At 60.4% G+C, this 26,762-nt stretch carries 21 protein-coding genes; 7 read left to right on the plus strand and 14 right to left on the minus strand.

Going from position 1 to position 26,762, the window contains the following annotated elements:
* Positions 1-83: 83 nt before the first annotated feature.
* The 3 genes from hpaE to HU811_RS10590 are packed head-to-tail and all read right to left on the minus strand — an operon-like array spanning position 84 to position 2,994.
* Positions 84-1,544 carry a 5-carboxymethyl-2-hydroxymuconate semialdehyde dehydrogenase gene (gene hpaE, locus HU811_RS10580; protein ID WP_186655713.1) on the minus strand — a complete coding sequence of 487 codons (1,461 nt, stop codon included), beginning with the start codon at positions 1,542-1,544 and terminating at the stop codon, positions 84-86.
* A gap of 5 nt (positions 1,545-1,549) precedes the next feature.
* Entirely contained in the window at positions 1,550-2,320 is a 771-nt protein-coding gene (locus HU811_RS10585) for a fumarylacetoacetate hydrolase family protein (RefSeq protein WP_186655728.1), read from the minus strand.
* Positions 2,317-2,994: a fumarylacetoacetate hydrolase family protein gene (locus HU811_RS10590; protein ID WP_186655731.1), complete on the minus strand. Its 678-nt coding sequence runs from the start codon at positions 2,992-2,994 to the stop codon at positions 2,317-2,319. The genes HU811_RS10585 and HU811_RS10590 overlap by 4 nt, the downstream gene beginning before the upstream one ends.
* Before the next feature lie 187 nt (positions 2,995-3,181).
* Here HU811_RS10590 and hpaA point away from each other — a divergent pair, with 187 nt between their 5' ends.
* On the plus strand, positions 3,182-4,087 hold the full coding sequence (gene hpaA / locus HU811_RS10595) for a 4-hydroxyphenylacetate catabolism regulatory protein HpaA (protein WP_186655734.1): 906 nt from the start codon (positions 3,182-3,184) through the stop codon (positions 4,085-4,087).
* A 141-nt stretch (positions 4,088-4,228) separates the two neighbouring features.
* Positions 4,229-4,651 (plus strand): homoprotocatechuate degradation operon regulator HpaR, encoded by a 423-nt coding sequence (gene hpaR / locus HU811_RS10600; RefSeq protein WP_003201625.1) that lies wholly within the window; start codon positions 4,229-4,231, stop codon positions 4,649-4,651.
* A 99-nt stretch (positions 4,652-4,750) separates the two neighbouring features.
* Here the strand turns inward: hpaR and HU811_RS10605 are convergent, their stop codons facing one another.
* From HU811_RS10605 to wecB, 6 genes are all read right to left on the minus strand, one after another.
* The gene (locus HU811_RS10605; RefSeq protein ID WP_186655737.1) at positions 4,751-5,086 is read right to left on the minus strand and encodes a hypothetical protein; all 336 of its coding nucleotides are present in this window, start codon (positions 5,084-5,086) and stop codon (positions 4,751-4,753) included.
* A 200-nt stretch (positions 5,087-5,286) separates the two neighbouring features.
* A complete protein-coding gene (locus HU811_RS10610; protein ID WP_186655740.1) occupies positions 5,287-6,162 on the minus strand; it encodes an alpha-amylase family protein in 876 nt (291 codons plus the stop codon).
* A 39-nt stretch (positions 6,163-6,201) separates the two neighbouring features.
* Positions 6,202-8,010, minus strand: a complete 1,809-nt coding sequence (locus HU811_RS10615; protein ID WP_186655743.1) for an NfrA family protein — start codon at positions 8,008-8,010, stop codon at positions 6,202-6,204.
* Positions 8,007-10,121 (minus strand): glycosyl transferase family protein, encoded by a 2,115-nt coding sequence (locus tag HU811_RS10620; protein WP_186655747.1) that lies wholly within the window; start codon positions 10,119-10,121, stop codon positions 8,007-8,009. The genes HU811_RS10615 and HU811_RS10620 overlap by 4 nt, the downstream gene beginning before the upstream one ends.
* A gap of 12 nt (positions 10,122-10,133) precedes the next feature.
* Positions 10,134-12,347: a hypothetical protein gene (locus HU811_RS10625; RefSeq protein WP_186655750.1), complete on the minus strand. Its 2,214-nt coding sequence runs from the start codon at positions 12,345-12,347 to the stop codon at positions 10,134-10,136.
* Between the two features lie 37 nt (positions 12,348-12,384).
* Positions 12,385-13,587, minus strand: coding sequence for a non-hydrolyzing UDP-N-acetylglucosamine 2-epimerase (wecB, locus tag HU811_RS10630; protein ID WP_371913955.1), 1,203 nt, complete (start codon positions 13,585-13,587; stop codon positions 12,385-12,387).
* A gap of 968 nt (positions 13,588-14,555) precedes the next feature.
* On the opposite strand from wecB, the gene HU811_RS10635 reads away from it, so the two are divergent.
* The 4 genes from HU811_RS10635 (at position 14,556) to HU811_RS10650 (ending at position 19,411) form a co-directional block, all read left to right on the plus strand.
* The gene (locus tag HU811_RS10635) at positions 14,556-15,104 is read left to right on the plus strand and encodes a TRAP transporter small permease (RefSeq protein ID WP_186655753.1); all 549 of its coding nucleotides are present in this window, start codon (positions 14,556-14,558) and stop codon (positions 15,102-15,104) included.
* Positions 15,101-16,381: a TRAP transporter large permease subunit gene (locus HU811_RS10640; protein WP_186655756.1), complete on the plus strand. Its 1,281-nt coding sequence runs from the start codon at positions 15,101-15,103 to the stop codon at positions 16,379-16,381. The genes HU811_RS10635 and HU811_RS10640 overlap by 4 nt, the downstream gene beginning before the upstream one ends.
* 56 nt (positions 16,382-16,437) lie before the next feature.
* Complete coding sequence (locus HU811_RS10645; RefSeq protein WP_186655759.1) at positions 16,438-17,457, plus strand: TRAP transporter substrate-binding protein; 1,020 nt, start codon at positions 16,438-16,440, stop codon at positions 17,455-17,457.
* 283 nt (positions 17,458-17,740) lie between these two features.
* The gene (locus tag HU811_RS10650) at positions 17,741-19,411 is read left to right on the plus strand and encodes a BCCT family transporter (protein ID WP_092455579.1); all 1,671 of its coding nucleotides are present in this window, start codon (positions 17,741-17,743) and stop codon (positions 19,409-19,411) included.
* Positions 19,412-19,415: 4 nt separating this feature from the next.
* Here the strand turns inward: HU811_RS10650 and HU811_RS10655 are convergent, their stop codons facing one another.
* The 3 genes from HU811_RS10655 to HU811_RS10665 form a co-directional block, all read right to left on the minus strand.
* Positions 19,416-20,126, minus strand: coding sequence for a 3'-5' exonuclease (locus tag HU811_RS10655; protein ID WP_186655762.1), 711 nt, complete (start codon positions 20,124-20,126; stop codon positions 19,416-19,418).
* Positions 20,123-22,000 carry a DUF294 nucleotidyltransferase-like domain-containing protein gene (locus HU811_RS10660; protein ID WP_092455582.1) on the minus strand — a complete coding sequence of 626 codons (1,878 nt, stop codon included), beginning with the start codon at positions 21,998-22,000 and terminating at the stop codon, positions 20,123-20,125. Before HU811_RS10660 ends, HU811_RS10655 begins: the two co-directional genes overlap by 4 nt.
* A 96-nt stretch (positions 22,001-22,096) precedes the next feature.
* Positions 22,097-22,888 (minus strand): transporter substrate-binding domain-containing protein, encoded by a 792-nt coding sequence (locus HU811_RS10665; RefSeq protein WP_092455584.1) that lies wholly within the window; start codon positions 22,886-22,888, stop codon positions 22,097-22,099.
* A 187-nt stretch (positions 22,889-23,075) separates the two neighbouring features.
* On the opposite strand from HU811_RS10665, the gene HU811_RS10670 reads away from it, so the two are divergent.
* The gene (locus HU811_RS10670) at positions 23,076-24,236 is read left to right on the plus strand and encodes a GGDEF domain-containing protein (RefSeq protein ID WP_202883613.1); all 1,161 of its coding nucleotides are present in this window, start codon (positions 23,076-23,078) and stop codon (positions 24,234-24,236) included.
* A 22-nt stretch (positions 24,237-24,258) separates the two neighbouring features.
* Here HU811_RS10670 and HU811_RS10675 read toward each other — a convergent pair whose 3' ends face one another.
* Together HU811_RS10675 and HU811_RS10680 are read right to left on the minus strand one after the other, a co-directional pair.
* Positions 24,259-24,891, minus strand: a complete 633-nt coding sequence (locus HU811_RS10675) for a response regulator (protein WP_092398615.1) — start codon at positions 24,889-24,891, stop codon at positions 24,259-24,261.
* A gap of 31 nt (positions 24,892-24,922) precedes the next feature.
* Positions 24,923-26,284 (minus strand): cache domain-containing protein, encoded by a 1,362-nt coding sequence (locus HU811_RS10680; protein ID WP_092398613.1) that lies wholly within the window; start codon positions 26,282-26,284, stop codon positions 24,923-24,925.
* Between the last annotated feature and the right edge of the window lie 478 nt (positions 26,285-26,762).

Consider the following 26,762-nt stretch of genomic DNA (forward strand, 5'->3'; position numbering starts at 1 on the left):
CCCAGCGGGAGCAAGCTCCCTCGCCACAGTGGGATCACTGTCACAGGTTCATCACTTGCCACAAGGTCATCACTTACCTTGGGTCATACCCCCCACCGCGGAATGTGATGCCCGCCCATGGAGATGCAAACGTTCTTGATCTCGGCGAAGACTTCAAAGCTGTACTGTCCACCTTCGCGGCCAGTTCCGGAACCCTTCACGCCGCCGAAAGGCTGGCGCAGGTCGCGCACGTTCTGGCTGTTGATGAACACCATGCCGGCCTCGATGCCATGGGCCAGGCGATGGGCCTTGCCGATGTCCTGGGTCCAGATGTACGAGGCCAGCCCATATTCAGTCTCGTTGGCCAATTGCAAGGCTTGTGCTTCGTCCTTGAACGGGATCAGGCACACCACCGGGCCGAAGATTTCTTCCTGGGCAATGCGCATGTTGTTGTTCACGTCAGCGAACACTGTCGGCTGGATGAACTGACCGCGACTCAAGTGTGCCGGCAAGTTGGCCGGGCGCTCCAGACCGCCGGCCAGGAGCGTGGCGCCTTCTTCGAGGCCGATCTTGATGTAGCCGGTGACCTTGTCGTAGTGGGCCTGGGTGATCATCGAGCCGACCTGGGTTTTCGGATCTTGCGGATCGCCGACGATCAGGCGTTTGGCCCGGGCGGCGAACTCGGCCACGAATTGTGGGTAGACGCTTTCCTGGATGAAGATCCGGCTACCGGCGGTGCAACGTTCGCCATTGAGCGAGAAAATGGTGAACAGCGCTGCGTCGAGGGCCCGTTCAAGGTCGGCGTCTTCAAAAATCAGTACCGGCGACTTGCCGCCCAGTTCCATCGAATACTTCTTCAGCCCGGCGGTCTGCATGATCTTCTTGCCAGTGGCGGTGCCGCCGGTGAAGGAAATCGCCCGTACATCCGGATGACGCACCAGCGCGTCGCCGGCCGTGGCACCGTAACCCTGGATCACGTTCAACACGCCGTTGGGAATGCCGGCTTCCACCGCCAGTCGACCCAGCTCGTTCGCGGTCAGGGGCGACAGCTCGGACATTTTCAGCACAGCGGTGTTGCCCAGCGCCAGGCACGGCGCGGTCTTCCAGGTCGCGGTCATGAACGGCACGTTCCAGGGCGAGACCAATGCACAGACACCCACCGGTTGGTACAGGGTGTAGTTGAGCATCTGGTCGTCGACCGGGTAGGTGTGGCCGTCCATGCGGGTGCAGACTTCGGCGAAGAAATCGAAGTTATGGGAGGCCCGTGGGATCAGCACGTTCTTGGTCTGATGAATCGGCAAACCTGTGTCCAGGGTTTCCAGTTCGGCCAGTTTCGGCACGTTCTGCTCGATCAGTTCACCGAGCTTGCGCATCAGTCGGGCGCGTTCCTTGGCCGGCGTATTGGCCCACTTCGGGAAAGCGTCCTTGGCCGCAGCCACGGCCTGGGCAACTTCTTCGGCGCCGCCGCTGGCAACTTCGCCAATGGCATCACCGGTGGCCGGGTTGTAGTTGACGAAGACCTCTTTGCTTTCGACCTCACGGCCGTTGATCCAGTGTTTGATCATGCTGCTCACGCCTCTTTACGGGATGCGAAGAACTCGGCTTCGCTGACAATTCGATTGACCAGGCGGCCGACGCCTTCCACTTCCACGATCACTTCATCGCCGGGCACCACGTCCGCCAAGCCTTCGGGCGTGCCGGTGGCGATCATGTCGCCGGGTTGCAGGGTCATGAAGCTGGACAGGTATTCGATCAGGTAGGGGATGTCGAAAATCATGTCGCGGGTCGAGCCTTCCTGGCGCAGTTCGCCATTGATCCAGGTACGCAACTTCAGGTTGCTCGGGTCCGGCACATCGGCCGCATCGACCATCCATGGGCCAACGGGCGTCGTGGCGTCACGGTTTTTCACCCGCAGGTTGGGGCGGTAGTAGTTTTCCAGGTAGTCGCGGATCGCATAGTCGTTGCACACGGTGTAACCGGCCAGGTAACCCAGCGCATCCTCGCGTTTGACGTTGCGCGCGGCTTTGCCGATGACCGCCACCAGCTCGCACTCGTAGTGCATGTAGGCGACGTTGTCGGGGCGCCAGGTCCTCTGGTTGTGGCCGGTGTAGGTGCCTGGGGATTTGATGAACGCCAGCGGTTCGGTTGGCGGCTTGAACGCCAGTTCGGCGGCGTGATCGGCGTAGTTCAGGCCCAGGGCGAACATGCTACCGGTGGCCGGCGGCAACCACTGGACCTGATTCTCTGCGAGCAGCCGACCGTCGGCCAGGCGAACGGCGTTGTGAGCTTCAACGGTGACCGTGTGGACTTGGCCTTCAAAACCAATGCGCGCGTGTTTCATGAACGTGCTCCTGTGTGCTCGGCCACAACGCTATTGACCAGGCGGCCCAGGCCGCTGATCTCCACTTCGACGTGATCGCCAGGCACGACATCGACCCGGCCCTCGGGCGTGCCAGTGATCAGCACGTCGCCGGCATGCAGCGTCATGAACTCGCTGATCTCGGCAATCAATTGGGGAATGTTGCGAACGAAATTGGCCGTGTTGTTGTGCTGGCGAACCTCGCCGTTGACGTACAGCCTGATTGTCAGGCTATGGGGGTCGGCAACGTTGGCCGTGGGCACCAGTTCTGGCCCGATGGCACAGAAGCCGTCCCGGCACTTGGCCTTGACGGCGGGGCGGTAATAGCTGTCTTCCGGCAGGCTGAATTCATTGACCACGGTGTAGCCGGCCACGTAGTCCAGCGCCTCGGCTGCGCTGACACGGCTGGCCGACTTGCCCATCACCACGCCAAGCGCCGGCCCGGGTTGCAGCCGTTCGCCGTGACCGGGGTGAACCACGTCGGCGTCGTGCCGGTTGCGGGTGTTGGGCGTCTTGATGAACAGCACCGGTTTGACCGGCGGCTTCTGGTACGGCGGTTGCTCGAACTCGACGAGGCGCTGTTTCAGCAGCCCCTGATAGTTCAGTGCGACCCCGAACAGGGTGCCGGTCGCGACGTCATGCAGGGCACGGCTCATGCTTGTCTCCTGGCAGCGGCAGAGATGAGGGCTCTGCAGATATTGTTAATGTATTAACAGTTATAATTAAGATGTTAACTATCGTCAAGCGTGGCAGAATCAGCCGACACTGGTTGCCCTCGGGAAATCGGCGCAGGATGAATGCAAGCCGTTGTCTGGAATCAGAATAAAAAACGAGAAATGCGCAATGACTGACCGTCAGCCCATCCCGAACATCAACATTGGCCAGGTGTACGACCAGCGCTACAGCGATGCTGAGGTTCACTACGATCGGCTTGCCAACCTGGCGGATTTCTTCGGTCGCAATATGCCGGTGCATCGGCATGACCGTTTCTTTCAGGTTCACTACGTGAAAAGCGGTGCCGTGCGGGTGTATCTGGATGACCAGCAATACGTCGAATCCGGGCCTATGTTTTTTCTCACGCCACCCACCATTCCCCATTCCTTTGTGACCGAAGCCGACAGTGACGGGCATGTGCTGACCGTTCGTCAGCAATTGGTGTGGCAGTTGATCGACGCGGATCCGAGACTGGCGCCGGCGGGTGTGCAAATGCCAGCGGCCTGCGTGGCGCTGGCGCAGCTGGGACCGGAACAGGCGGGGGAGGTGCGGCGACTGGAGTATCTGTTCGAGGAACTGAGCGAGGAAGTGTCCGCCGGACGGCCGGGGCGTAGCGCGGCGCTGGACGGTTTGACGCGGCTGATCATGATCAGTCTGCTGCGCCTGTGTTCCAATTCTCTGCAGGCGCGGCCAGCGCGGCATGAAGACCTGAAGATTTTTCACCGCTTCAATGAGCTGATCGAAGCTCATTACCTGCAACATTGGCCGTTGTCGCGCTATGCCGAGGGTATTGGCGTCACCGAGGCACGGCTCAACGATGTGTGCCGACGGATCGCGGACCTGCCTTCCAAGCGGCTGATCATGGAACGGCTGATGCAAGAGGCCAAGCGGTTGCTGCTGTTTACCGGCAGTTCGGCCAATGAAATCTGCTACCAGCTCGGGTTCAAGGACCCGGCGTATTTCAGTCGCTTCTTCCAGCGCTACGCCCGGCTCACACCCGGGGAGTATCGCCAGCGGCAATCAGGGTTGCGTTGAGCGATGCATCAACTCAATGGGGCTGCTTCGCAACCCAGCGGTGCGGTGCGACGTTTCGCTAAATCCCCTCGCCACAGTTGTTCTTGCAGCAGTGTGAGGGCAACACTAAGCTGCCACCTCGTCCATTCAAGCAGTCCGAACATGGCCAACCCCAGACCCTCATTGACCCTGACCCTGTTGCAAGCCCGCGAAGCGGCCATGGCTTTTTTCCGCCCTGCGCTGAACCAGCATGATCTTACGGAACAACAATGGCGGGTGATCCGTATCCTGCATCAGCAAGGAGAGCTGGAGAGTCACCAACTCGCTCATCAGGCCTGCATCCTCAAACCCAGCATGACCGGTGTGCTCAGCCGTCTGGAGCGTGATGGGCTGGTGCGTCGGCAGAAGTCGAGCCAGGATCAGCGTCGGGTTTTCGTAGGGCTGACCGAGCGTGGGCAGCAGTGCTTCGTGTCGATGAGTGAGGGGATGGAAAGCAACTATCGCCGCATCGAAGAACAGTTTGGTGAAGAAAAGATGCAGCAACTGTTGGCGCTGCTCAATGAGCTGAAGAACATCAAGCCGTGAGCCAGGCAAACATCCGTGGCGAGAGAGCAAGCTCCCTCACCCCGAATAATCAATTGCGTTGAGACTTCGATCCAAACTCGGCACGGCTATCCGCAACCCTTAAGCGTTGCGTTCGCGCAGCTCCTGAAGACGATCAGCGCCACCCTCAGCCACGCGGTTCTGAAGCAGGCGATCGGAGCCACCCTCGGCCACGCGGTTCTGAAGCAGACGATCGGAGCCACCCTCAGCCACGCGGTTCTGAAGCAGACGATCAGCGCCACCCTCAGCCACGCGGTTCTGAAGCAGGCGATCGGAGCCACCTTCAACCAGCAGTTGTGCAGCCTGACCATGCGTCGCTGCACTCATGGCCGTGGCCGAAGCGACGTTCGACAGGCCGAGCCCGCCCACCAGTGCCAGGGCGATTGCCAGAGACGAAACTTTCGAGAAATTGAACATGGTGATTCTCCTTGCGCTTGATTGAGTGAGCCAGTGGCAGCGGGAGTGCTGCTGTCCGGTGATCACAGTTAAACGCGCAGGTGTATCGACGTTGTGTGTCGGCAAGGCTCGAAGTCAGCGGTTTCGTATCCATCCGCAGTTCATATACACAGCGATACAAATCTCCGTGGCCAGGCCAGGGCGAAGGCCTCGATCCATGATCACGGCTTGGCCAAGGATTGCTCCAACTGCTCCACCAACTCAGGTGTCAGGTAATGTGGGCCGTCGAACAGGTACAGCGGATAGCCGGCATAGGCGGCCAATTGTGGTGTGAGTTCGGCAACCGTGGCTGAGCGAAAGCCGCCGCCGAACTTAGGGCGGAAGGCTTCGACGATGATCCGCACGCGATCCTTCCCGAGCCGCTCACGCAGGGCGTCGGCGTAGTCGCGGGCCACCGGGGCGGTGCGGGCGTAGACGCCGACGCCGTCCTGGAAGAACACGCCAATGTCATCCGGCAACCATTGCTTGAGCCAGTCGGCGGTGGCGGCGGGGCCGATGTTGGCGCCGTCGTAGACACTGATCCACAACGGGCGCGGCAGCTTGGCCAGCAGGGCGGGCAGTTCCTTGGCGCGAGACCAACTGGGATCGACCTCGGCCGGAAAATACCACCCAGTCACGTGCAGCGGAGTCGGCAACCGGGCAATGCGCGCCGACACCGCGGCCAGTTGCTCAATATTGTCCCTGGAGCGGTTTTCACTGAAATGACCGGCCAGCCCGAGGATGACATCCTGAGCCCAGGGCGCCTTGGCGATGCGCGCCCAGTCAGGCAGCAGCGGCACGCTGGGCAGGCCGGTGCCGGGCACGAAGGCCTGATCGTCCACCACCGTCCATTGCACCAGCAGCTCGCGCACCCCCAGCTTTTCCCAGTTGCCTTTGATTCCCACGGTCTGGTTGTCTGGCTGCCAGACGATGCCAACGATGTCCGGTGCAACCTCTTGGTTCATCATGTAATACGTCCCTGTGCCTGCGCCAAGGGCCGTGGCCAGCGAGAGCGCCGCCACAGCCGTGCGACTGATGATATGGCCGAAGATTTTCAAGTGAGCGTCTTCCTGCAATTGCACATCACATCAAAGGCCTCAATAGGAGTAGGTCAAGCGAGCGAACACGCCTTTGGCGCGTTCCTCGCCAAACACCCTGGCGCGGTATTGCAGGGAAAAATCCACATAGGAACGGGGCGCGTTGTAGGCATCTTCCCGGAACCAGTAGCGTATGTTGTTGCCCACCCCGATCCCGCCGGCGTTGCCGGACGAAAAGTCGCCGTCAGCGCCGCTTTTCATCTTGGAATCGTAGTCGAACGCCGCCACGACATGGGGGAAGGTCACCCAGCGCGAGCCGGTGCCGCCGATGGCATAGCTGCGTCCCACTTGCCATTCGCTGTTGAAGTAATTGCGCGAGTCGTTGATGTATCGACCGACTTCGGCATACAGCTGCGAAGTCCACCAACTGGGCGCATCGACCCGCAGGTCGGTGCCGATACTCGAACCGTAGCCCAGGCGCGCCAGCCAATCGCCCTCGACATTGGAAGATCCGAGAGGGAAGGTGCGTTCAAAGGCGGCCATGATGTTCACGGAGCTGAAGGGTTTGATCCGGACACCGAGTGCGCCTTGCAGGGCGTCTGCACCGGTGTCCGAGTCGCTGTTCTTGCTCCACAGGGTGTCGGTGACGCGCCCGTAGAGCTCGACAAACCGCGCGTTGCGATAGCCCAATGGGCGCCAGGACAGCTCAGTGCTGTTTTGCAGCAAATCATTGCTTTGGCTGCCGCTGCTCCCAGTGCTCGGCGCGGCGCTCAGACCACTGGAACTGTTGCCGCGATAGCTGGTGGTGCTGGTCAGGCCCATCCTGCGCGAAACGTCACCCACGGTGCGACGGGTATCGAACAGTTGTTGTGCGGACATAGGCGTTTCTGCCGTTTTTTGCCCATCAATCACGCGCTTGAAATACGCCACGGCTTCGTCGTCTTCATGGACACGCATGGCGTTGTAGGCGGCGTCCTGGGCTGCCGCCGGCTTAAGGGGCTCAGTGGTGTCGGCCCTGCGGAACGCGGCGTGGGCCGTCTCGTCATCGCCGCTGCGGACCGAATCATAAGCAAGCTGCAAGTCGCTGATCGGTGCCTGCTTATCGGTGTTGACCGGCCGGGTGGCGCACGTCAGGCCGAAGGCGCTTTCCTGGCACTCCAGGATCGGTGCCTCGGAATCATTGGCATCGAGCAAGGCACTGTCGAGCAGTTGCTGGTTGGCGGCGATTTCCGGCGCCCAGGCTACGGCTTTGCGGGCCTTTTCCAGCGCGAGGGTTCGGTTGCCCTGCTGCAAGGCACGGTAGCCCTGGACCGCCAGCGGCGCCGCCAGTTGGCGGCGAATGTCTTTGCGCCGCATCAGGAGCGCGTCATCGTGGGCGAAGACCCCGAGCGCATCGCCCACAGCCTGGTCGGCTTCGACCAGAAGATGCTGGCGCTGCAGGGCATCGATCAGCAACAACCGATACTCCCGGCGCCGGGGTGCCTGGGCGATGGCCTTACGAGCCGCTTGCGCGGCCAAAACGAACTGTTCTTGATCGTAAGCCTTGTAGGCCTGGGAGGCGGCCACGAAACCCGGTGCCGCAGGAGCGGCGCGCGATGACCTAGCGACGCGGGGCTGGTCGCGCAGTTTCTTGTCTCGTTCGGCCATGGCGATCAGGGTGTGCAGACGCGTCACGTCGGCACGCAGGCGCAGGGCCTCGCGCGCTTTGGCGATGGCCAGGTCATAGTCCTTGCGCTCGTAGGCGCTGTAGGCTTGGTTGGCGGCGGTGTAGGCCGGGCCGGACAACGGCAGCGGCAACGTTTCGGCAGCCGCCAGGGCTGGTATCAGGCCCAGCCCCGTGGCCAATAGGGTCAAAAGGGCGCGGTTCATGCCGGAAGCTCCATGGGGTAGACGCTGTGCTGACGCGCCGCCACCTGTTCGATAGTGGCCCGGGGCAGCACGCCGCTGTCGACCAGGTAATCGCCGATCCGACCGTGGTGCTGCGGTTGATACTGCAACATGGCGCGGCTGAACTGATCGCGATCAAGCAGGCCCATTTCGATCAGCAAGTCACCCAGCAGCGGTGCACTGGCATTGGGTACGGCGTGGCCGTTGCGTTCCGGCAACTGGCGCAACAGCGCGAGAATTTCACTTTCCCGGGCGATCAACTGCACCGGCTCGCTGCCCAGCTCAATGCTGATCTGTTGCAGGCCTTCGTCGGACAGGGGGTTGGCCACGGCGATCTGTTCGCAGCCGTCAGCGTTGCGGCCCAGAGGTATTACCCGCCAGCGCAGAGCAAATTCGCCAGTCAGTGACGACGTTGAGGCGGCGGCTTTTTGCGCCACGTCGAAGACCCGGGGCAGGTCATTCTGGAAGGCGATGGCTTCGGCCAGGGTTTCGTCGTCCAGCCAGCCGTTATTGAGCAAAATGCGCCCCAGCGGCATGTTGCGCGATTGTTGTTGGTCCAGGGCGCTTTGCAAGTGGGTGTCGGTAATGGCCTGCCAGGACAGCAACACACTGCCCAGACGGCGTGGTGCGATGGCCACCAGGTCGGTGGAAGGGAAGTCGTGCATGGTCTTGTCCCAGACCAGTTTGCGATTCATCACCTTGCCCACCAGGAACATTCGCCAGGCTCTGGACGCGGCCATGAAGTTGACGAAATTGCCCACCAGCATGCGCGGGATCGACAGCAAGCCATGCTGCCAGCCGTACAGCACAGTGGTGAAGTAACACCGGTGCAGGATCCGCCAGAGTAGGGCAATGCCGTTGGCCACCAGCAGGTATTTGATCAGGTCGTTGGTTTCAAAGGGCGTCGGGAAGGTGACGTCCCACCAGCCGCTGTTGCGCAGAATGATCAGGCCCAGCAGTTGCACCAGAATCACGTAGGCGATGATGCTGACGAACGCCGTCACCACGCCCTTGCGGTCGCGAAATAGCAGGTAGCGGTTGGCCAGCGAGCCGTTCCAGCCCATTTGTTCCCAGCCTTGCAGGCCGATGCCCAGGGTCCAGCGGGCTTTTTGCCGGAACGCCGTGCGGAAGGTATCCGGGAAGAACTCGCGCACGCACAGTGGCATCGTCAGGGTCGATTCGTAGGGCTTGCGGAACCAGGATTTGCGCAGCACCCGAAACTGCACCGGGAAACGCACGAAGATCGCATTCATGCCGACCTTGGCCAGCCGCGCGCCGACGTCGTAGTCCTCGGTGAGGCTGTCGGTGTTGAATGGCTGGTTTTCGGTGGTGCCGGCCAGCACCCGCAGCGCGCGATGGGAGAAACAGGTGCCGACGCCAGCCGAGGGCACGGTGTCGGTCATGCTTTCACGCACCACCAGGTCCTTGCCGTGCCATTCGGCGAACTCGTCCATGTAGACCCCTGCCACCCATTCGTACCAGTTGCGCTCCAGCGACACCACCGGTAACTGGATCATGTCCTTGCGCGGCAGCAGGTAGTTGAACAGCCGCAATTCCAATGGGTGCAGCACATCTTCGCTGTCGTGCAAAACGACACCGGCGAAGGTCATGCCATGGGTTTTCTCGTGCAGGAAGATCGCCTGGATCACCCAGTTCAGGCAGTCGGCCTTGCAGGTCGGTCCGGCATGGGGCACTTCCACGCGGTGCAGTTGCTTGTAGCGCCGGCGCATCCGCTCGACTTCGTCGATGGTGCGCTGGTCGTTGACATAGGTGCCGACGAAGACCACGTAGTTCTGGTAATCGAGCGTCGAGACCATGTTCTCGATCATCGGTGCGATGACGTCGTATTCCAGCCAGGCTGGCACCATGATCGCCAGGGGCTGTTCGTCCCGGGCCAGCAGTTGGTCGACGGTGAGCGACCGGTATTTGCGGTCCGCGGTGAGCTTGCGGTACAGGCGGCGAGACCAGTACCACAGGTCAATGATCAGGTCGTCCAGGCTGGAGATCAGGATCACCACCGCGACGACGATGGTCGCGGTTTCCAGATAGTTGTAGTAGTGGGCCAGCCAATAGGGCCAATAAAGCGACGTCATCGAAGGTTACCGTTACTGGCGATTGCGACGGGCGCTACGGCCAGCCAGCAACAGGAGGAGGAACAACACGAGGGCGCCAGGGATCAGCCAGAGCAGCGAAGGTTTACGCCAGGCATCCAGCCCTTTGGGTTCTTCACGGCCGATCAACCGACTGCCACTGGGATCTTTGCTGTCGATGATCGTCACCGCGCCGCTGTCGCCGAGAATCGCCACATCGCCACGGGTCAGCACAATCGGCTGGGCGAAGTCGGGCGCTTGACTGCCCAGGGTCCGATACACCAGGCCATGCTGTCCCGAGGCTTGCACCACTTGTAGCGAAGCCAGTTGGTTGAGCGGCTGCACATCCAGCAGTAACTGATCTGCATGGTTGATGCGCAGGCGCCCCTGTTCATCGACCAGGACCGATTCCTTGCTGTCCTCAAGCGGCAATTCGAAGGCCAGGAAGGCTTTGTCCGGGCTGACCACGGCTTTGGGATCGGCGCTGACGTTCAACTGCGCGCGCAACGGTGAAACACCGGCGGCATCGGCCACCGAGATCACCCGGGCCAGACTGGCGGTCGGTTGGTCGAGGTATGCCTGGGGAACGAGGATCTGGGTAGCCACGGCGAAGCGCGCGGCCATGCCGGAGAAACCGTCGTCCAGGGCAATTTTTTCCAGCACGATATGGCTGCTCGGCAGCACCGCTACCGGGAACGCCTGGGGTGTTTCCAGGCAGCGATCGCTGACAGGCTGGCGTTGGAATGAGACGCGCAATACGTTTTTTGAACCCAGGGCATAGCTGGGGATATGGGCCTGGATACGTTGTGATTGACCATCGGTGGTCAACTGCTGGGCACCGATCAGGAAGTCGTTGAAAAACAGCGAGGCCACGGGCGGGGTGTGTGACGCCCCCGGGGCGGCGGATAGATCCACCACGGCTGTTACCGGCAAGCGACCGTCATACGCCACGCTGCCCAAGGGGAACGAAGTGCTCCAGTCGAATCGGGAGGCCACGTCATAGGTGCCGGGTGCGCCGCCCAGTCGCGACAGGGCCACGCGGCCATCGTTGCTCAAAGGTGTTTGCGCTTCGCTGACGGTCAACTGCCGGCTGCGCGCCAGTTTGTTCCACGCTGAACCGAGCAACGACAGGGCTTTGCCGGTGGCGTGCGGGGCGATCATCAGGACCGGGCGCGTGCCCAGCAGCGCCAGGCGCACATCGTCAGGACCGGTGCCTGCCGTGGCTGCGTTGACGTGTTGTTCGCGCCATTGGGTCAAGGCACTGGCCGCGGTTGGGTCGACGCTCTGGATCTGACTCTGCAGAGCATCCAGGGACTGATTGATGGCCTGGAGCAGTTGCGGGTCGTTGATGGCCAGGTCGGCCTGTACGTTCGGGGTTTGCCCCAGCATCAGCAGTGCGCCGATCTCAGCCGGGTTGGCCAGGCGATGCTGGCCCTTCGCGTTGAGGCTGGCGAAGGCGGGGAGGCTCAACAGTTCGGCCGGGATGCGCAGAGCGCTCAGATTCACACTGTCTTGTACGGCAGGGAACGGCACGATGCGGCTGTGCTTGCCCATTCGCTCCAGGGCCACGCCCAATCGCCAAGCCGCGTCGTAGCTGTCGGCGGACAACGAACCGGGTGCGACCAGGATCCCGGGTTGAGCAGGCAATGCCGTCCAGGCGGCGCCGACATCCTGCAGTTGGCGGGCGTCGAAGCTGTAGTTCAAGCGTGTGTCGGGCTGGATCCGCAGCACGTTGCCGATGACCCGGTCGTCCTCGCACAACGGCCGGGAGACCACTGAAGACCAGGCAATGCCCAGCCGCACCAGACCGTTGTCGCGCGGGGCCTTGTCGACGCCCAGCGTGGCGCTGGCACTGCCCTGAGGCTCGCTGAGTCCTTCGGCGCGCACCGGATAGCCATCGAGCGACAGCAGCAGGGTGTTGCGACCTCCTTCGCCATTGAGATAACTGGCGTCCAATTGCAGGGTCGCCTCATTAAGGGCAACCCCGGCCGGCACTGGTAGATACAGTTCCCGTCGAGAATCGCTGGCGCCCAGCAGGATCGGCGCACTGATGCCCAGGTCGCTTAAGCGGATTTCGCGCTCCTGGCGGGTATCGGCGTTGAGCCGATGGATTGCCTGGGTGAGCGGGCTATCGGCAGCCAAGGCAAAGGTTGGCATGAGCGCGAGCAGGCTCAGGCCACAGGCAAGGGCGCTGAGCGCACCCGTAGAAAGGGCAACGGTAGGCTTCATTCAGGTAAATCTCGATCTGATAAGGGGGGAGCAGCGATTAGGAGGCGAGCAACTGGCGTGGCGCGGACAGCGTTGGGTGAGCCCAGCCTTGGAGGAATTGCGACTGGCCCACGAGAAATTCGTCCACCGGGCGCCCCATCAAGGTATCGACGATGCGCTGGCTGGCCTTGCCATCACCATAGGGGTTGGCTGCCTGTGACGCGCGGCGCCACAAGGCCTTGTCGTCGAACAGTGCGTCCACGCCGGCAATGATCGAGGCCGGGGAGGTGCCGACCAGGCGCACCGTGCCCGCAGCTACGGCTTCGGGGCGTTCGGTGACGTCGCGCATCACCAGCACCGGTTTGCCCAGGGACGGCGCTTCTTCCTGTACACCACCGGAGTCGGTGAGGATGACATGGGCGTGTTGCATCAGGCGCACGAACGCCAGGTAATCCAGGGGCTTGATCAGGTGTACGTTGAGCAGGTCACCCAGTTGTTCAGTCACCGGGCCCAGTACGCTGGGATTGAGGTGCACCGGGTAGACGATCTGGATGTCGGGGCGCTGAGCCAGGTGACGCAAGGCCTTGCAGATGTCCAGGAAGCCATCGCCAAAGTTCTCTCGGCGGTGGCCGGTGACCAGCAGCAGCTTGCGTCCGGTTTTCAGGAAGGGGAACTGTTGGTCCAGTGCTTGGCGCAGTTGGGCATCCTGCTCGATGCGCCGGGCGGTCATCTGCAACGCATCGATGACGGTATTGCCGGTCACCAGGCAGCGGCCTTGCAGACGTTCGTCCAGCAGGTTATCGCGAGATTGGGCGGTAGGGGCAAACAGCAGGTCGGCGCTGAGGTCGATGCACCGACGGTTCATTTCTTCCGGCCAGGGACTGTAGATGTCGCCAGTGCGCAGCCCGGCTTCCACATGGCCCACGGGAATACGTCGATGAAAGGACGCCATCGAAGCCACCATGGCCGAGGTGGTGTCGCCATGGACCAGTACCCGATCCGGCCGGGTCTGTTCCAGTACCGGGTCGATCGCGCCGTACAACGCAGCGGTCAGCGAGTTGAGCGTCTGGTGCGGCGTCATCACGTTAAGGGTGAAATCGGTCTTGAGATCGAACAGAGCCAGAACCTGTTCAAGCATGCTTTGATGCTGGCCGGTGACACAGATCAGCGACTCAATGCCCGGTTCGGCGGCGAGGGCCTTGACCAAAGGTGCCATCTTGATGGCTTCCGGACGGGTACCGAAGATCGACAGAATCCTGATCCGTGACTGATGAGTAGCGATGACGCCCTTCCTCGCGCAGTTTGCTGCGCCGCACAGCCGTTCGCCCAAGCGCGATCATGCGTTTGAGTAAACAAGCGAGTTAAATTAAGTGGGATCCAATAACAGGCAGGCGGGTTACGCACGCGAAAAGTTGCGTAATGGCCTATTGCAGTTTGGAGCGGCGAAGTAATAACACCAAAGAACGCGAGCGCAAAGTTTTATTTGGAGGGTGTTTCGTTGTTTTGACGATGAAGGGTTGGCGGAAGGTTAAGAAGTTGGTTTATTGTTTTGAAGTAAATAGTTTGTAATTGCCTGAATATTAAGGATTTTTAGTGATTGTTTGCGTTCTCGTAACGGCGGCTTAATCACGCAAAGACCATCGGAGCCTTATTTTTGGCGTCGCTTTATATAAAGGGGCTTAGGTGTTTGTCATTGAAATGACGCCTGTTTGTTGTCGAGGTTGGACGTGTTATAGAGTTGGCTGCTCGTCGCTAAAGTTCGGAAGTTAAATAAGGTTCAATTTTATTATTGTTTTTTCAGATCAGTGGGGTTGAACAGTTTTGTACCGGACTGGTTCATAAATAAAGTTGTTTGTTGATAAATAAAAACCGCACTTGGGCAGTGTGTGTCGAACAGGAAAAATACCGGATAAGCCGGCTCACACGGTTAGCCGATAATCGCACGCTTTGTGTGGGCCCCCTGCCAAGGTGATTGACCGAACTAACCGGTTGGTACATTTTAGGCGCAACACCTCTTGCTCAGCTTGACCAAGACCATAATAAAAAATCGAGGAACCCCCATGCGTACCCGTCTGCAAGCGCTCAGCCCCTATCCCTCGCTTCGTTGCTCCGGACCCGGAACAACGCTCAGCCGCGGTGTCCTGACCCGATAGCTTCCCGCCCATCGTTGCGGTCCTATCACGCCGGTTGCTGGATGCCGGCGCTCGACAAGTCCGGGAGGTCTTCAAGATGACAAAGGTCGTCGATCTGTATTTCAAACTGCTCAAACTGCTGATTGTGCTGTGCATGGTCGCAATGATCGTGCTGGTGTTCGGCAATGTGGTGCTGCGTTACGCCTTCAACTCCGGTATCAGCGTTTCGGAGGAGCTGTCGCGCTGGTTTTTCGTCTGGATGATATTTCTCGGCGCCCTGGTGGCGCTCAAGGACCGCGCCCATCTGGGGCTAGACAGTCTGGTCAAACGCCTGCCGCCGGCCGGCAAGCGCCTCTGCCTGGTGATCGGGCACCTGATGATGCTGTACATCTGCTGGTTGATTTTCAGCGGCAGTTGGCAGCAGGCAGTGATCAACGTGGATGTGGTCGCGCCGGCCTCGGGGTTGTCGATGGCGCTGTTCTACGCCGCCGGCCTGGTGTTCGGCGCCAGCGCCGCCGCCATCTTGGTCTACGAGCTCTACCTGGCGCTGTTCGGCAAGCTCAGGGATGACGAAATGGTCATGGTCAAGGACAACGACGCCGCCGAGGCGAGCGCCCATAACCCCATCAAGAGTACCCGCCCATGACACTGGTCATTTTCCTTGGGTCATTGATAGGCAGCATGGCGTTGGGCATTCCCATTGCATTTGCTTTGCTGGTGGTCAGTGTGGCGTTGATGTTTTACCTGGATCTGTTTGACGCACAGATCATCGCCCAGAACCTGCTTAACGGCGCCGACAGTTTTCCGTTGATGGCTGTGCCGTTCTTCATGCTGGCCGGCGAAGTGATGAACGCCGGCGGCCTGTCCAAACGTATCGTCAACATCGCCATGGCGCTGGTGGGACACAAGCGCGGCGGTCTGGGTTATGTGGCGATCATCGCGTCCTGCCTGTTGGCTTCGCTCTCGGGTTCGGCAGTGGCCGATGCCGCGGCGCTGGCGGCCTTGCTGGTGCCGATGATGGTGCTGGCGGGGCACAACCGGGCGCGTTCGGCCGGCTTGATTGCCGCCGGAGGCATCATTGCCCCGGTCATTCCACCGAGCATTGGCTTCATTGTGTTTGGCGTGGCGTCCGGGGTATCGATTTCCAAGCTGTTTTTGGCCGGAATCGTGCCGGGGCTGATGCTCGGTGTCGCCCTGGCCATTGCCTGGTGGTTCATCTCCCGCAGTGAGCATGTGCAGACACCGCCCAAGCGTTCGCGGGCCGAAGTGATACGGGCCCTGATCGAGGGCAGTTGGGCCATGGGCCTGCCGCTGATCATCATCCTGGGTCTGAAGTTCGGCATTTTCACCCCGACGGAAGCGGCGGTGGTGGCAGCGGTCTATTCGCTGTTTGTGTCCCTGGTCATCTACCGGGAAATGAAAGTCAGCCAGTTGTACGAAGTGATCCTGTCCTCGGCCAAGACCACCTCGGTGGTGATGCTCCTGGTGGCGGCGGCCATGGTGTCCTCGTGGCTGGTGACCATTGCCGACTTGCCGGGCCAGTTGGCGGCAGTGCTCGAGCCGTTCATGGACAGCCCGACCCTGCTCTTGGTGGTGATCATGCTGTTGATCATCATGGTCGGTACGGTCATGGACATGACGCCAACCATCCTCATCCTCACCCCGGTGCTGATGCCAGCGGTGACCCAGGCGGGTATCGATCCGGTGTATTTCGGTGTGCTGTTTCTCATCAACACCGCCATCGGCCTGATTACTCCACCGGTGGGTACCGTGCTCAATGTGGTGAGCGGGGTTTCGAAACTCAATATCGAAGAGATCGTGCGTGGCGTGTGGCCGTTCCTGCTCGCGCAACTGGCGGTGCTGTTCCTTTTGGTCCTGTTTCCGCAACTGGTTCTGGGACCTTTGAAATTCTTCACCGGTTGACGCCGGTGCAAGCGGTAGTAGCTCGACTTCTAAAACAATAATGATCGGAGAGTGACATGGGACAACTGATGAAAACCTTGTTGGCCGGGGCATGTGCAACGGGTCTGCTGCTGGGCAGCGTGGTCAGCCACGCGGACGAGATCCGCGAGCGTACCCTGCGATTTGCGTTCCAGAACGTCAAGGAGCACCCACAAGGGCAGGGCGCACAGAAGTTCGCTGACCTGCTGAGCGAGAAGAGCGGCGGCAAGCTCAAGGTCCGTCTGTTTCCTGGTGGAACCCTGGGAGGCGACGTGCAGACGGTCTCGGCCTTGCAGGGCGGCACGCTGGACATCACCGTGCTCAACTCCGGCATCCTGGCCGCCCAGGCAGCGGATTTCGCGATGCTCGATTTTCCCTTCCTGTTCAACAACGCCGAAGAAGCCCACGCGGTGATCGACGGGCCGGTCGGCCAGAAACTGGCGGCGCAATTGGACAGCAAAGGGCTGGTTGGCCTGGGCTACTGGGACCTGGGTTTCCGCAACCTGACCAACAGCAAGCATCCCGTGACCAAGCTTGAAGACATGCAAGGCTTGAAGATTCGCGTGATCCAGTCGCCGATCTACCTGGAAACCTTCTCCGCCCTGGGTGCCAACCCGGTGCCGATGGCGTTCCCCGAGGTCTACACCGGCCTTGAGCAGCACACCATCGACGGCCAGGAGAACCCCTTCACGGTGATTGAGGGCAACAAGTTCTTTGAGGTACAGAAGTATCTGTCGGAGACTGGCCACATCTTCAATCCCCAGTCACTGATCATCAGCCAGAAAACCTGGAACCGTCTGAATGACGATGAAAAGAACCTGATTCGCCAGGCTGCCGCCGAGGCGCAGAAGTTCCAGCGCGAAGTCACCGCTGCGAGCATGGACAAGGCCAAAGCTACATTGGCTGGCGCGATGACCGTCAACGAGATCAGCCCGGCCGAGAAAGATCGCTTTCGTGAGCGTGTGCAACCGGTGATCGATAAATTCGCCAAGTCCCTGGATGCCAACCTGGTGAAGATGATGTACGACGAAATTGCCAAGGTACGCGCCGCGCAGTGAGCTGAGCAGGGCGACACAACGGCTGATCAAAGGGCGCTGGGGCAATCCTGGCGCCTTTTTTTTTCCTTGCGATTCAGGCTATTCCAGCCGTAATGCCGGCCCCCTGAGGGGGCCGCGCAGGGGCCATTTTCCCAGTCGGGGAACGCTTGAACGGCCGCAATGTCCCAGACTGGCTCATAAGCTTGTTAAGATACATGCGCACACATCTCGTTTTTACCATAGGAACAGCGGGGCTTATCAGACCATGCGCGCCCAAGCGCGCGGATAATAAAAGGAGGTTCTCGTGGGAAAAAACCCTGTAGACGATCTATCAGGACAACCCCAGTCAACCGGCACAGAGGGGATACCAGCCCCCAGCGGCAAAGCCAATCTAATCGACACCGACTACGTGATCGGGCAAGACAATATCCGAGGTCAGTTCTCTTTCTCTCTGGATATCCACGGCAAAGTTTTCATCATCTCAGCGGCGACCATTCTGCTGTTCGTCATCGTGACGCTTGCACTGCAGAATGAAGTCGAACCGCTTTTCAGCGCCATGCGCAGTTGGTTGACCCAGCATCTGGCCTGGTTCTTCATGAGTGTGGCCAACATCTTCGTAGTGCTGTGTCTGGCGCTGATCGTCTCGCCATTGGGCAAGGTTCGATTGGGCGGTCAGGATGCCACGCCGGACCACACCTATGTGGGCTGGTTCTCCATGTTGTTCGCCGCCGGGATGGGCATCGGCCTGATGTTCTACGGTGTGGCAGAACCCATGTCCCATTACGCTGCCGCCATGGGGGGTGTCACGCTCGACGCCAGCGGGGCACGTACCGACTGGGCACCTCTGGGCGGTGCCGCGGGCGATATGAAGGCCTCCGCCGACCTGGCCATGGCCGCGACCATTTTCCACTGGGGTCTGCACCCTTGGGCCATTTACGCCATCGTCGCGTTGTCCCTGGCGCTGTTTTCCTTCAACAAAGGTTTGCCACTTTCGATACGCTCGATTTTTTACCCGCTGCTGGGTGAGCGCGTCTGGGGATGGCCCGGCCATATCATCGACATCCTGGCGGTATTCGCCACGTTGTTCGGACTGGCGACGTCGCTGGGCATCGGTGCCGAGCAGGCCGCTGCGGGGATTGAACACCTGTTTGGCATTCAATCGACCAGCGTCAGCAAAGTCGTGCTGATCATCGGCATCACCCTGATTGCTCTGTGGTCGGTGCTCGCCGGGCTGGAGAAGGGCGTCAAGCTGTTGTCCGAAATCAACATGGGCCTGGCCTTGCTGTTGCTTTTGTTCATTATCGTGGTGGGGCCAACCGTGGCGATTCTCACCGGTTTCTTCAAGAACCTGGTGACCTACGCCGAGTACCTGCCGGCCTTGTCCAACCCCTTCGGTCGCACAGACACTGAATTCACCCAAGGCTGGACGGCGTTCTACTGGGCCTGGTGGATCAGCTGGTCGCCGTTTGTGGGGATGTTCATTGCCCGCGTCAGTCGTGGCCGTACCGTTCGCGAGTTCCTGATCTCGGTGCTGCTGGTGCCTTCACTGGTATCGGTATTGTGGATGACCACCTTTGGCGGGACCGCCATCGACCAGGCCACCCTCCAGGGGCTGAGCGGGGTCAAGGATGCGGTGTTGGAGCTCAAGCTGTTTGCCATGCTTGAAGGGCTCCCCCTCAAGGAGATCACTTCACTGCTCGGTATCGTGCTGGTGATTGTGTTTTTCATCACCTCTTCGGATTCCGGCTCGCTGGTCATCGATACCATCACCGCTGGCGGCAAGGTCGATGCGCCCGTTCCACAGCGGGTGTTCTGGGCCATCATCGAAGGTGTGATCGCGATTGCGCTGTTGTTGGGCGGCGGTTTGATCGCGTTGCAAGCCATGGCGGTTTCCACCGGCTTACCGTTTGCCATTGTCCTGCTGCTGGGTTGTATTTCCCTGGTCAAGGGATTGATGTCGGAACCGCGCACCTGACCTTTTAATCCCACAGCTGGCCGACGGGGATGGACGGGCTGTAGTGAGTAGCTATTTGCGCTTGCAACAGCTCGGCCGTCGCCAGGGCATCGGTCAAGGCATGGTGGGCGTGATAGGGCGGCAGGTGGTAGCGCAAGCGACTGTCCGCCAACCGGATGGACTCGGGCGGACGGCGTAACAGTCGGTCCATCCAACGACGCTGACCGCGCACCTGCCGCGCTTCCAGCTGCATCGTGTCAATCACCGGAAAGTGCAGGCCCTCCCCGAGGTGATTGCGTAACGCCTGGTCCAGGAAGTTGCGTTCGATGGCCCGGTAATGCACCACCATGATTTTTCCCGCCATGGCTTCCAGTAATTTCTCCATGACGTCCGGCAAGCGGGGGGCATGACGGATGTCGGAGTGTGTGATGTGGTGAAACGTCACCGATTCATGACTGAGCTCTGAGGGCTTGATCACCCAGTACAGGGCTTCGCCGCAGCGTATCCGCTTAAGGGTGAACGGCAGCAGGCCGATGCTGACGATACTGTCAGTGCGCGCGTTCAGGCCGGTGGTTTCAAGGTCCATGGCCAGCAGTTCCACCTGCTCCAGCGCAGTCGCGGCGTCGACGACACCGTGTTGGTAGAACCGTTGCAGAAGCGGGTGCCGGGCTTGCTCTGCCAGAAGTTTGAAGCGTGCCGCCCAATCCAGCGTGTCGTGCCTCTTCGCAGGGGTCATCGTGACGGCCGCGCGTGACCGGGGTAGCGGAATCGCAGGAATTTCTGCGCATTGCTCAATACCTGGAACGCCTCCTTGAGGTTGTGCCGCTCAGTGGTGGAGAAACGCTCAGGTTCGATGTAGTTATCCGGTTTCTGGCCCTGTTCGATGGCATCTACCTGGTGGCGGATGCGCACCATCGACAGAAACTCCAAGGCGTAGCGTAGATGCTCAATGGCCTGCGGTTGCACCAGCTGTGTGGTGCTGATGGCGTCGAGACGATCGAAGGAATTCTGTGCCGTGGTCCCACAGGCCAGGGCGTGGATACGGATCAGGTCGGTCAGCGGCGCCGTACCACGGCCCTTGAGATTGATGATCTGTTTTTGCTTGCCGTCGGTTTCCATCACGAAGGTGCGAAAGAAACCCAAGGGGGGCGTGCGGTTCAAGGCATTACGGGCCATCGCCGCCAGGAAGGCGGGTGTCACCTTGGATTTTTCAGCGCAGAGCGCCTTGAGTTCGTTGACCATTTCCAACTGCCCATAGACCCCGTCCAGGTCAAAGAAGATGCAACTGTTGAGCAGGGTGGCGGCATTGGGCTTTTCGATCCACTGGCTGAAATACGCGCGCCATACTCGTAACGGCTGACGCCATTGCGCGTTGGTGGCCATGATGCCGCCCTTGCAGTAGCTGTAACCGCACTCTGCCAGGCCGTCGCTGACAAAGGTGGCCAGTTTGCTGAAGTATTCGTCGTGCAGGGCCGGGTCGAAACGATCATCCAGCACCAGGGCGTTGTCCTGGTCGGTGACCAGCAGTTGTTCATCCCGCGCCATCGATCCCAGCACCATGAAGCAGTACGGAACCGGCGGCGGCCCCAGTTCTCGTTCGGCCAATTCGAGCAGCCGCTGGGTGAAGGCGCGGCCAATGCCCGAGATGGCGCTGCCGATCATGTGAGCCGTCGCACCGTCGCGCACCATGCGAATGTAGGTGCCGCGCAGATCCCGCAACAGTGAGCGCAAGCCCTCGACAGACGTCTGGTTGGAGATGCTATTGACCAGGTACAGACTGCTCTGGGACTCGTGCCGGATGATGTCCGACAGGTTGATCAACCCCAGCGTGCGCCCCTTGTGCACCACCGGCAGGTGGTGGATGTTGCTGCGAAGCATGCACAACATGGCTTCGAACAACGAGTCATCGGCCTGGATGACCACCGGATCGGTCGACATCACTTCACCGATGCAGGTATCGCCGCTGCGGTTGGCGGCCACTACTCGGGTGCGCAGGTCGCGGTCGGTGACAATACCGAGCATTTTTTCCGGGTGTTGTCCGGCTGGTTCCAGGACGACGACGCAGGAAACACTTTCCTGGGACATCAACCGTGCCGCTTCGTGAACGCTGGTGTGCGGGGTGACCCAGACCAGGTCCCGGGAAATCAGCGCGCGGGATTTCAGCTGGATCAGTTCGCTGGCGCGGCCCTGGGCCTCGACGGCGGACTTGAGCCTGGAGTGTCCTTCGGCTTCGACAAAGTCGGCGAAGCTGTCATGTTGCTCGCACAGCTGGGCAAACACATCCGCCGGGATGAAGTAGATCAGGCTGTCTTCAAGGGCCCGCGCCGGAAAACGCACTTTGTTGCTGCGCAGCAGGCTGGCCTGACCAAAGATATCGCCTTCCACCAGACGGTTGTACAACTGGCCGTTACGCCGGTAGATCTCGACTGCGCCACTGCGCACATAATGCAGGTCGTGAACGATGGAGCCTGCCTCGAGAATATCGCTGCCGGCCTTGAAGTAGCTGACTTCGACGCGCTGTGCTATGGCCTCCAGGGTTTGCTGGGGCAAGGCATCGAAAGGGGGAAAACGATGCAGGTGCTCGCTGATTTCCAGTAACTCGATCTGCATGGAACCTCGTGGCTGATCAATTGAGAGACCAACATGCCAGTTCCTGGGGCCGCACACAAACCCGGGATGAGCGGCTTGTGTGCGGCGTCGGTGTTGTCACGGCTGCTGGGGCACCGCCAGCCATTGACCGATGACCTTCTGGTAGCTGCCATTGGCTTTGCTCAGGTGCAGCCACTGGTCAACGTACATTTTCCAAGTGATGTCGTCCCGCGGCAGCAGGTAAGCCTTCTCGCCATACTGCAAGTACTGACTCGGGTTGACGGCGCAAAGACCGGGTTTGAGCTTCTGCTGATAGAGCGCTTCCGAGGCGTCGGTGATCATCACGTCGGCCCGCTTGTCCAGCAGTTCCTGGAAGATGGTTACGTTGTCGTGGAACTTGAGTTGCCCTTTGGGCAGGAACGCTCGGACGAACGCTTCGTTGGTGCCGCCGGCCGGTTCCACCAGGCGCACCGAAGGCTGGTTGAGCTGCTCAATGGTCTGGTAGCGCGCCTGGTCCTCGCAACGCACCAGTGGGATTTTGCCATCCACATCCAGTGTGGTGCTGAAGTTCGCTTTTTTCTGACGCTCCAGGGTCACGGAAATCCCACCCATGCCGATATCGCATTTACCGGCGACCATATCCGGCATCAGGGTTTTCCAGCTGGTCTGCACCCATTGAACCTTGACCCCGAGGCTGGCGGCCAGCGAACGGGCCATGTCAATGTCGATCCCCTCGTATTCACCTGTTTCGGCTTTGTAGGTGTAAGGCTTGTAGTCGCCCGTCGTACATACTTTCAGCTCGCCGCGCTGCAGGACCTGATCAAGGTGTGAAGGGGCTGGTTCGGCTAGGGCGTTGCCGCAGAACACCAGCAGACCACAGAACGTCATTGTGTTTGTTATGTTCTTCATACGGATTGCACGTCTCGCAAGGGAGGGGACAAGACAGCCAGTGTAGTGAAAAGGTTGGCGGGCTGTCATCGCAGTCTCAAACTTCGCAGGTGTGCTGCCTTTGCCTCTGTCATCATGGGCGATTGCAGACCTGGGTCAGGGGAGAAACACGTTTCGGATGGACGCATCAGTCGTCAGAATTACGCTTATGTTGATGGTCCCAGGGATCTTGTCGGTCTTCGGGATTGCGTTCGTCTGCGCCTGGCTTATCGACAAAAAACGCAACTATCTGCTGCTCCTGGCCGGTGGCTGTGGCCTGTTCGCATGTGGCGCCATGTCGCAGATTTTCGGCTGGCCTCCGGGGGTCGGGTCCAATGCCATTGTGTCCGGCGCGCTGTATACCTCGGCGGTCCTGGCAGTGGCCGAAGGCGTTTTGCTGCGTTCGCAAAAACGCCTCGGCTGGTGGCTGGACGTTGCCGTGGTGTGCGTCATTTCCCTGGCTCTGGCCTGGTTCTTTTATATCGACCGCAACCTGCTTGCGCGCATCTACGTCCAGAACTTCGGGTATGGTGCGATTTTGCTTGTGGCGGCGGTCAAGCTCAGATCGCTGTTACGCGGGCGACTCGTCGACAAGGCGCTGTTCTGGGTATTGCTGGTCTTCGCGTTGCATTTCTTTCCGCGGACCCTACTGACCGTCGGGCTGTCGGTGCCTCTGGACCGGGTCGCGTTCGCCAACTCGGTGTTCTGGCAGGCGCTGCAGCTGTCCCTGGCGGTGCTCGGCGTCGGGCTCGCCTTTGTGATTCTCGCCGCGGCCATTGCCGACGTGATTGATGACCTGCGTCGCGAACGCGATTTTGACCCGCTGACCGGCGTCCTGAACCGGCGAGGCTTCGAGGATCGGGTGTCGCAGCTGCTGATGAAGAGCCGGCGCGGCACGACAGCGTTGGCACTGTGCGATATCGACAACTTCAAGAACATCAACGACAGCCATGGTCATGACGTGGGCGATAGCGTCTTGCGCGAGGTCGGGCAGTTGCTGCGTGTCTCGGCGCGCAAACGGGATATCGTCGGTCGGCTCGGCGGCGAAGAGTTTGCCGTGTTCCTGCCGGACACCGATGCCCAGGAAGCACATGAGTGCGCGGAACGCTTGAGAACGGCCATCGAGAACGGTGGTTCGGCCACACTGGAGGCTGTCGGCCCGGTCACCGCGAGCTTCGGTGTCGGGAGTCTAGGCCCCAGGGAAACCTGGCAGGATCTCTACAAACGTGTCGATACGTTGCTTTACCAGGCGAAGCGAACCGGGCGCAATCGCACGGTGGCCGATGATATTGCGGGGCGGATCGACAGGCCCGCCGAGGTTCAATCATAAGCCGCGAGCGTGAGCCGGGTTCCTAGCGCGAAATGATCCCGTGATCGATCGCATATTTCACCAGAGCCGCGGGTTTATCGATGTTGAGCTTGCGGCGGATACTCAAGCGATGGGTTTCGACGGTGCGCACGCTGATGTCCAGTTCCCGGGCCATTTCCTTGTTGTTCAGCCCCTGGACCATTTTGTACAACACCTGACTCTCGCGCGGCGTCAGCTCGTTGTCGGTGGTCGGGTCGGTGGCCAGCCGTTGGGCGATCTCGGCACTGTAGAAGGTGCCACCGCTGATGATGGCTTCAATGGCCGCGATGATTTCCCGCGAAGGGGCATTCTTGAGCACATAGCCGCTGGCGCCGGAGCGCACGGACTCGCTCACATACTCATAATTGTCGTACATGCTCAGGATGAGGATCTTGAGGCTGGGGTATTGCTTGCCTAGCAGACGGGTCAGCTCAAGCCCGTTCATGTCCTTGAGGCTGATGTCCATCAGCAACAGGTCCGGTTGGCAGCGCCCGACCATCTCGATGGCCTGCGCACCATTCTCGGCTTCGCCCACCACGTCCAGTTGGGGCATGACGGACAACAGGGCCCTGATGCCATCGCGGACCAGGGAATGATCGTCGACCAGCGCGACGCGGATCACAGAGGGCAGGTTCATCGGCAGGTGCTCTTGTCAGGTTGGGCGCGCATCAGCTTTGTGTCGCCATCATGTTCATGGGCAGCAGGATATCCAGCTCGCTTCGTCCCGGCACCGAGGTCATTTCCAGCCGTCCGCCGAAATGCTCGACCCGCTCGCGGATATTACGCAGGCCGATGCCGGCGTGGCCACGTTCGACCTGCGGGACGTTGAAACCCATCCCGTCATCCACCACCGTCAAGCGCAAGGACTGGCCGGACCCGAACAGGGTGATGCCAACACTTTTCGCCCCGGCGTGACGCTCGATATTGGTCAAGGCTTCCTGAGCAATGCGAAACAGCGAAACCGGTGCTCCATTTTCCAGGCGGCAATCGAATTCGTTGCTTTTGTACGACACTTCAAGCCCGCTGCGTTGCTGGAATTCGGCCGCGAGCTGGCCGATGGCGGCGGACAGGCCCAGGGTGTCGAGCAGGGAGGAGCGCAAGTCGTGGGAGATGTTGCGGATCTCGCCAATGGCTTCCCCCAGCCGGTCTGTCGCGTTCTTCAGGATCCCCAGGCCGTTTTCCTGGCCCTTTTCGAGGACGTGACTGGCCAATTCAAACTGGAATTTTATCGACACCAGCAATTGGCTGATGCCGTCGTGCAGCTCGCGTGACACCCGCGCGCGTTCCTCTTCCTGCAAGCTGACGATGCGCTGGTTCAGCCGTTGCAGCTTTTTGTCGGCCAGGCGATGTTCGCTGACGTTGAGGGTCATGCCGCCGGCAAACACCAGCAGGACCGCCACCAGTGCAATGGCGGCGATGGCCTGCATGGTGGTGTGGATGCCCTGGGCCACTTCAGCGCGGGCTTGTTGGGTGGCGCGCTCGACATCCTCCAGGTAAATCCCGGTCCCGAGCATCCAGCCCCAGCGATCGAGCATCACCACGTAGGCCAGCTTGTCGGTCACCTGGCCGGAGGAGGGCTTGTTCCAGGCGTAGCGCTGGAAACCTTCGCCGGATTCGGCGCTCTTGAGCAATGCCTGGATCACCGGCAGACCCTGGGGATCCTTCATGTCCCAGAGGTACTGGCCCACCAGTTCGGACTGGCGGGCGTGCATCAGGCTGCGACCCTGGCGGTCGTAGACGAAAAAATAGCCATTGATACCGAAACTGAGTTTGCGCAGTTCCTCCAGCACCTGCTGCTGCGCGCGTGCGTCGCCCTGACCGTTGTTATACAGCGGGGCGATCAGGCTTTGCGCCATTTCGACATAGTTTTTCAGCTCCGCGCGCTTGCTGGCCAGGATGCTGTCTTCGATCAATTGCGCCTGTTGATCACCCAACTGGCGATTGAGCGAGATCACCAAGGCGCAGATGACAGCAATCGCCAGGACCAGGGGCAGAATTCCCAAGGCGACGATTTTGTGTTTGAGCAGCATGTGTACTCCTGTCCAGGCTCGGCGGGGGAGAGGCGGATGGCGGGCATCATATGCCAAACCTACGTGGGCTCAATAACTCTACCGGACATTAGGCACAAGACCTGTGGGAGCGGGCTTGCTCGCGAATGCGATAGGTCAGTGGCATCTTCGTTGACTGGCACACCGCATTCGCGAACAAGCCCGCTCCCACAGATGGAAACGGGTTATCTACGTAGAACTACGTAGATGGCCCGTACGTAGTACTGCGGATTTATTTATTGACGGCTTCCACGGATATTGGGCCGGCTCCGAATAGTCGGGGCACACTATAAAAACAATCGCCGCAATCCACTGGATATCGGCAGGAGACACGCAATGACAACCCGTCTGGTTAAACACCTTGCCTGGTTTGCCGTGGCTGTTCTGGGAGCTTGTGCGTTGAGTGTCGTGGCCTTGCGCCGCGGCGAACCGATCAACGCCCTCTGGATCGTCGTCGCAG

Source organism: Pseudomonas tehranensis (assembly GCF_014268615.1).
Taxonomy (GTDB): domain Bacteria; phylum Pseudomonadota; class Gammaproteobacteria; order Pseudomonadales; family Pseudomonadaceae; genus Aquipseudomonas; species Aquipseudomonas tehranensis.

What these genes read in the sequence shown, in the direction of transcription:
- hpaE (WP_186655713.1), bottom strand. Translation starts at nt 1,544, where the DNA reads ATGATCAAACACTGGATCAACGGCCGTGAGGTCGAAAGCAAAGAGGTC.
- HU811_RS10585 (WP_186655728.1), bottom strand. Translation starts at nt 2,320, where the DNA reads ATGAAACACGCGCGCATTGGTTTTGAAGGCCAAGTCCACACGGTCACC.
- HU811_RS10590 (WP_186655731.1), bottom strand. Translation starts at nt 2,994, where the DNA reads ATGAGCCGTGCCCTGCATGACGTCGCGACCGGCACCCTGTTCGGGGTC.
- hpaA (WP_186655734.1), top strand. Translation starts at nt 3,182, where the DNA reads ATGACTGACCGTCAGCCCATCCCGAACATCAACATTGGCCAGGTGTAC.
- hpaR (WP_003201625.1), top strand. Translation starts at nt 4,229, where the DNA reads ATGGCCAACCCCAGACCCTCATTGACCCTGACCCTGTTGCAAGCCCGC.
- HU811_RS10605 (WP_186655737.1), bottom strand. Translation starts at nt 5,086, where the DNA reads ATGTTCAATTTCTCGAAAGTTTCGTCTCTGGCAATCGCCCTGGCACTG.
- HU811_RS10615 (WP_186655743.1), bottom strand. Translation starts at nt 8,010, where the DNA reads ATGAACCGCGCCCTTTTGACCCTATTGGCCACGGGGCTGGGCCTGATA.
- HU811_RS10620 (WP_186655747.1), bottom strand. Translation starts at nt 10,121, where the DNA reads ATGACGTCGCTTTATTGGCCCTATTGGCTGGCCCACTACTACAACTAT.
- HU811_RS10625 (WP_186655750.1), bottom strand. Translation starts at nt 12,347, where the DNA reads ATGAAGCCTACCGTTGCCCTTTCTACGGGTGCGCTCAGCGCCCTTGCC.
- HU811_RS10635 (WP_186655753.1), top strand. Translation starts at nt 14,556, where the DNA reads ATGACAAAGGTCGTCGATCTGTATTTCAAACTGCTCAAACTGCTGATT.
- HU811_RS10640 (WP_186655756.1), top strand. Translation starts at nt 15,101, where the DNA reads ATGACACTGGTCATTTTCCTTGGGTCATTGATAGGCAGCATGGCGTTG.
- HU811_RS10645 (WP_186655759.1), top strand. Translation starts at nt 16,438, where the DNA reads ATGGGACAACTGATGAAAACCTTGTTGGCCGGGGCATGTGCAACGGGT.
- HU811_RS10655 (WP_186655762.1), bottom strand. Translation starts at nt 20,126, where the DNA reads ATGACCCCTGCGAAGAGGCACGACACGCTGGATTGGGCGGCACGCTTC.
- HU811_RS10660 (WP_092455582.1), bottom strand. Translation starts at nt 22,000, where the DNA reads ATGCAGATCGAGTTACTGGAAATCAGCGAGCACCTGCATCGTTTTCCC.
- HU811_RS10665 (WP_092455584.1), bottom strand. Translation starts at nt 22,888, where the DNA reads ATGAAGAACATAACAAACACAATGACGTTCTGTGGTCTGCTGGTGTTC.
- HU811_RS10670 (WP_202883613.1), top strand. Translation starts at nt 23,076, where the DNA reads ATGTTGATGGTCCCAGGGATCTTGTCGGTCTTCGGGATTGCGTTCGTC.
- HU811_RS10675 (WP_092398615.1), bottom strand. Translation starts at nt 24,891, where the DNA reads ATGAACCTGCCCTCTGTGATCCGCGTCGCGCTGGTCGACGATCATTCC.
- HU811_RS10680 (WP_092398613.1), bottom strand. Translation starts at nt 26,284, where the DNA reads ATGCTGCTCAAACACAAAATCGTCGCCTTGGGAATTCTGCCCCTGGTC.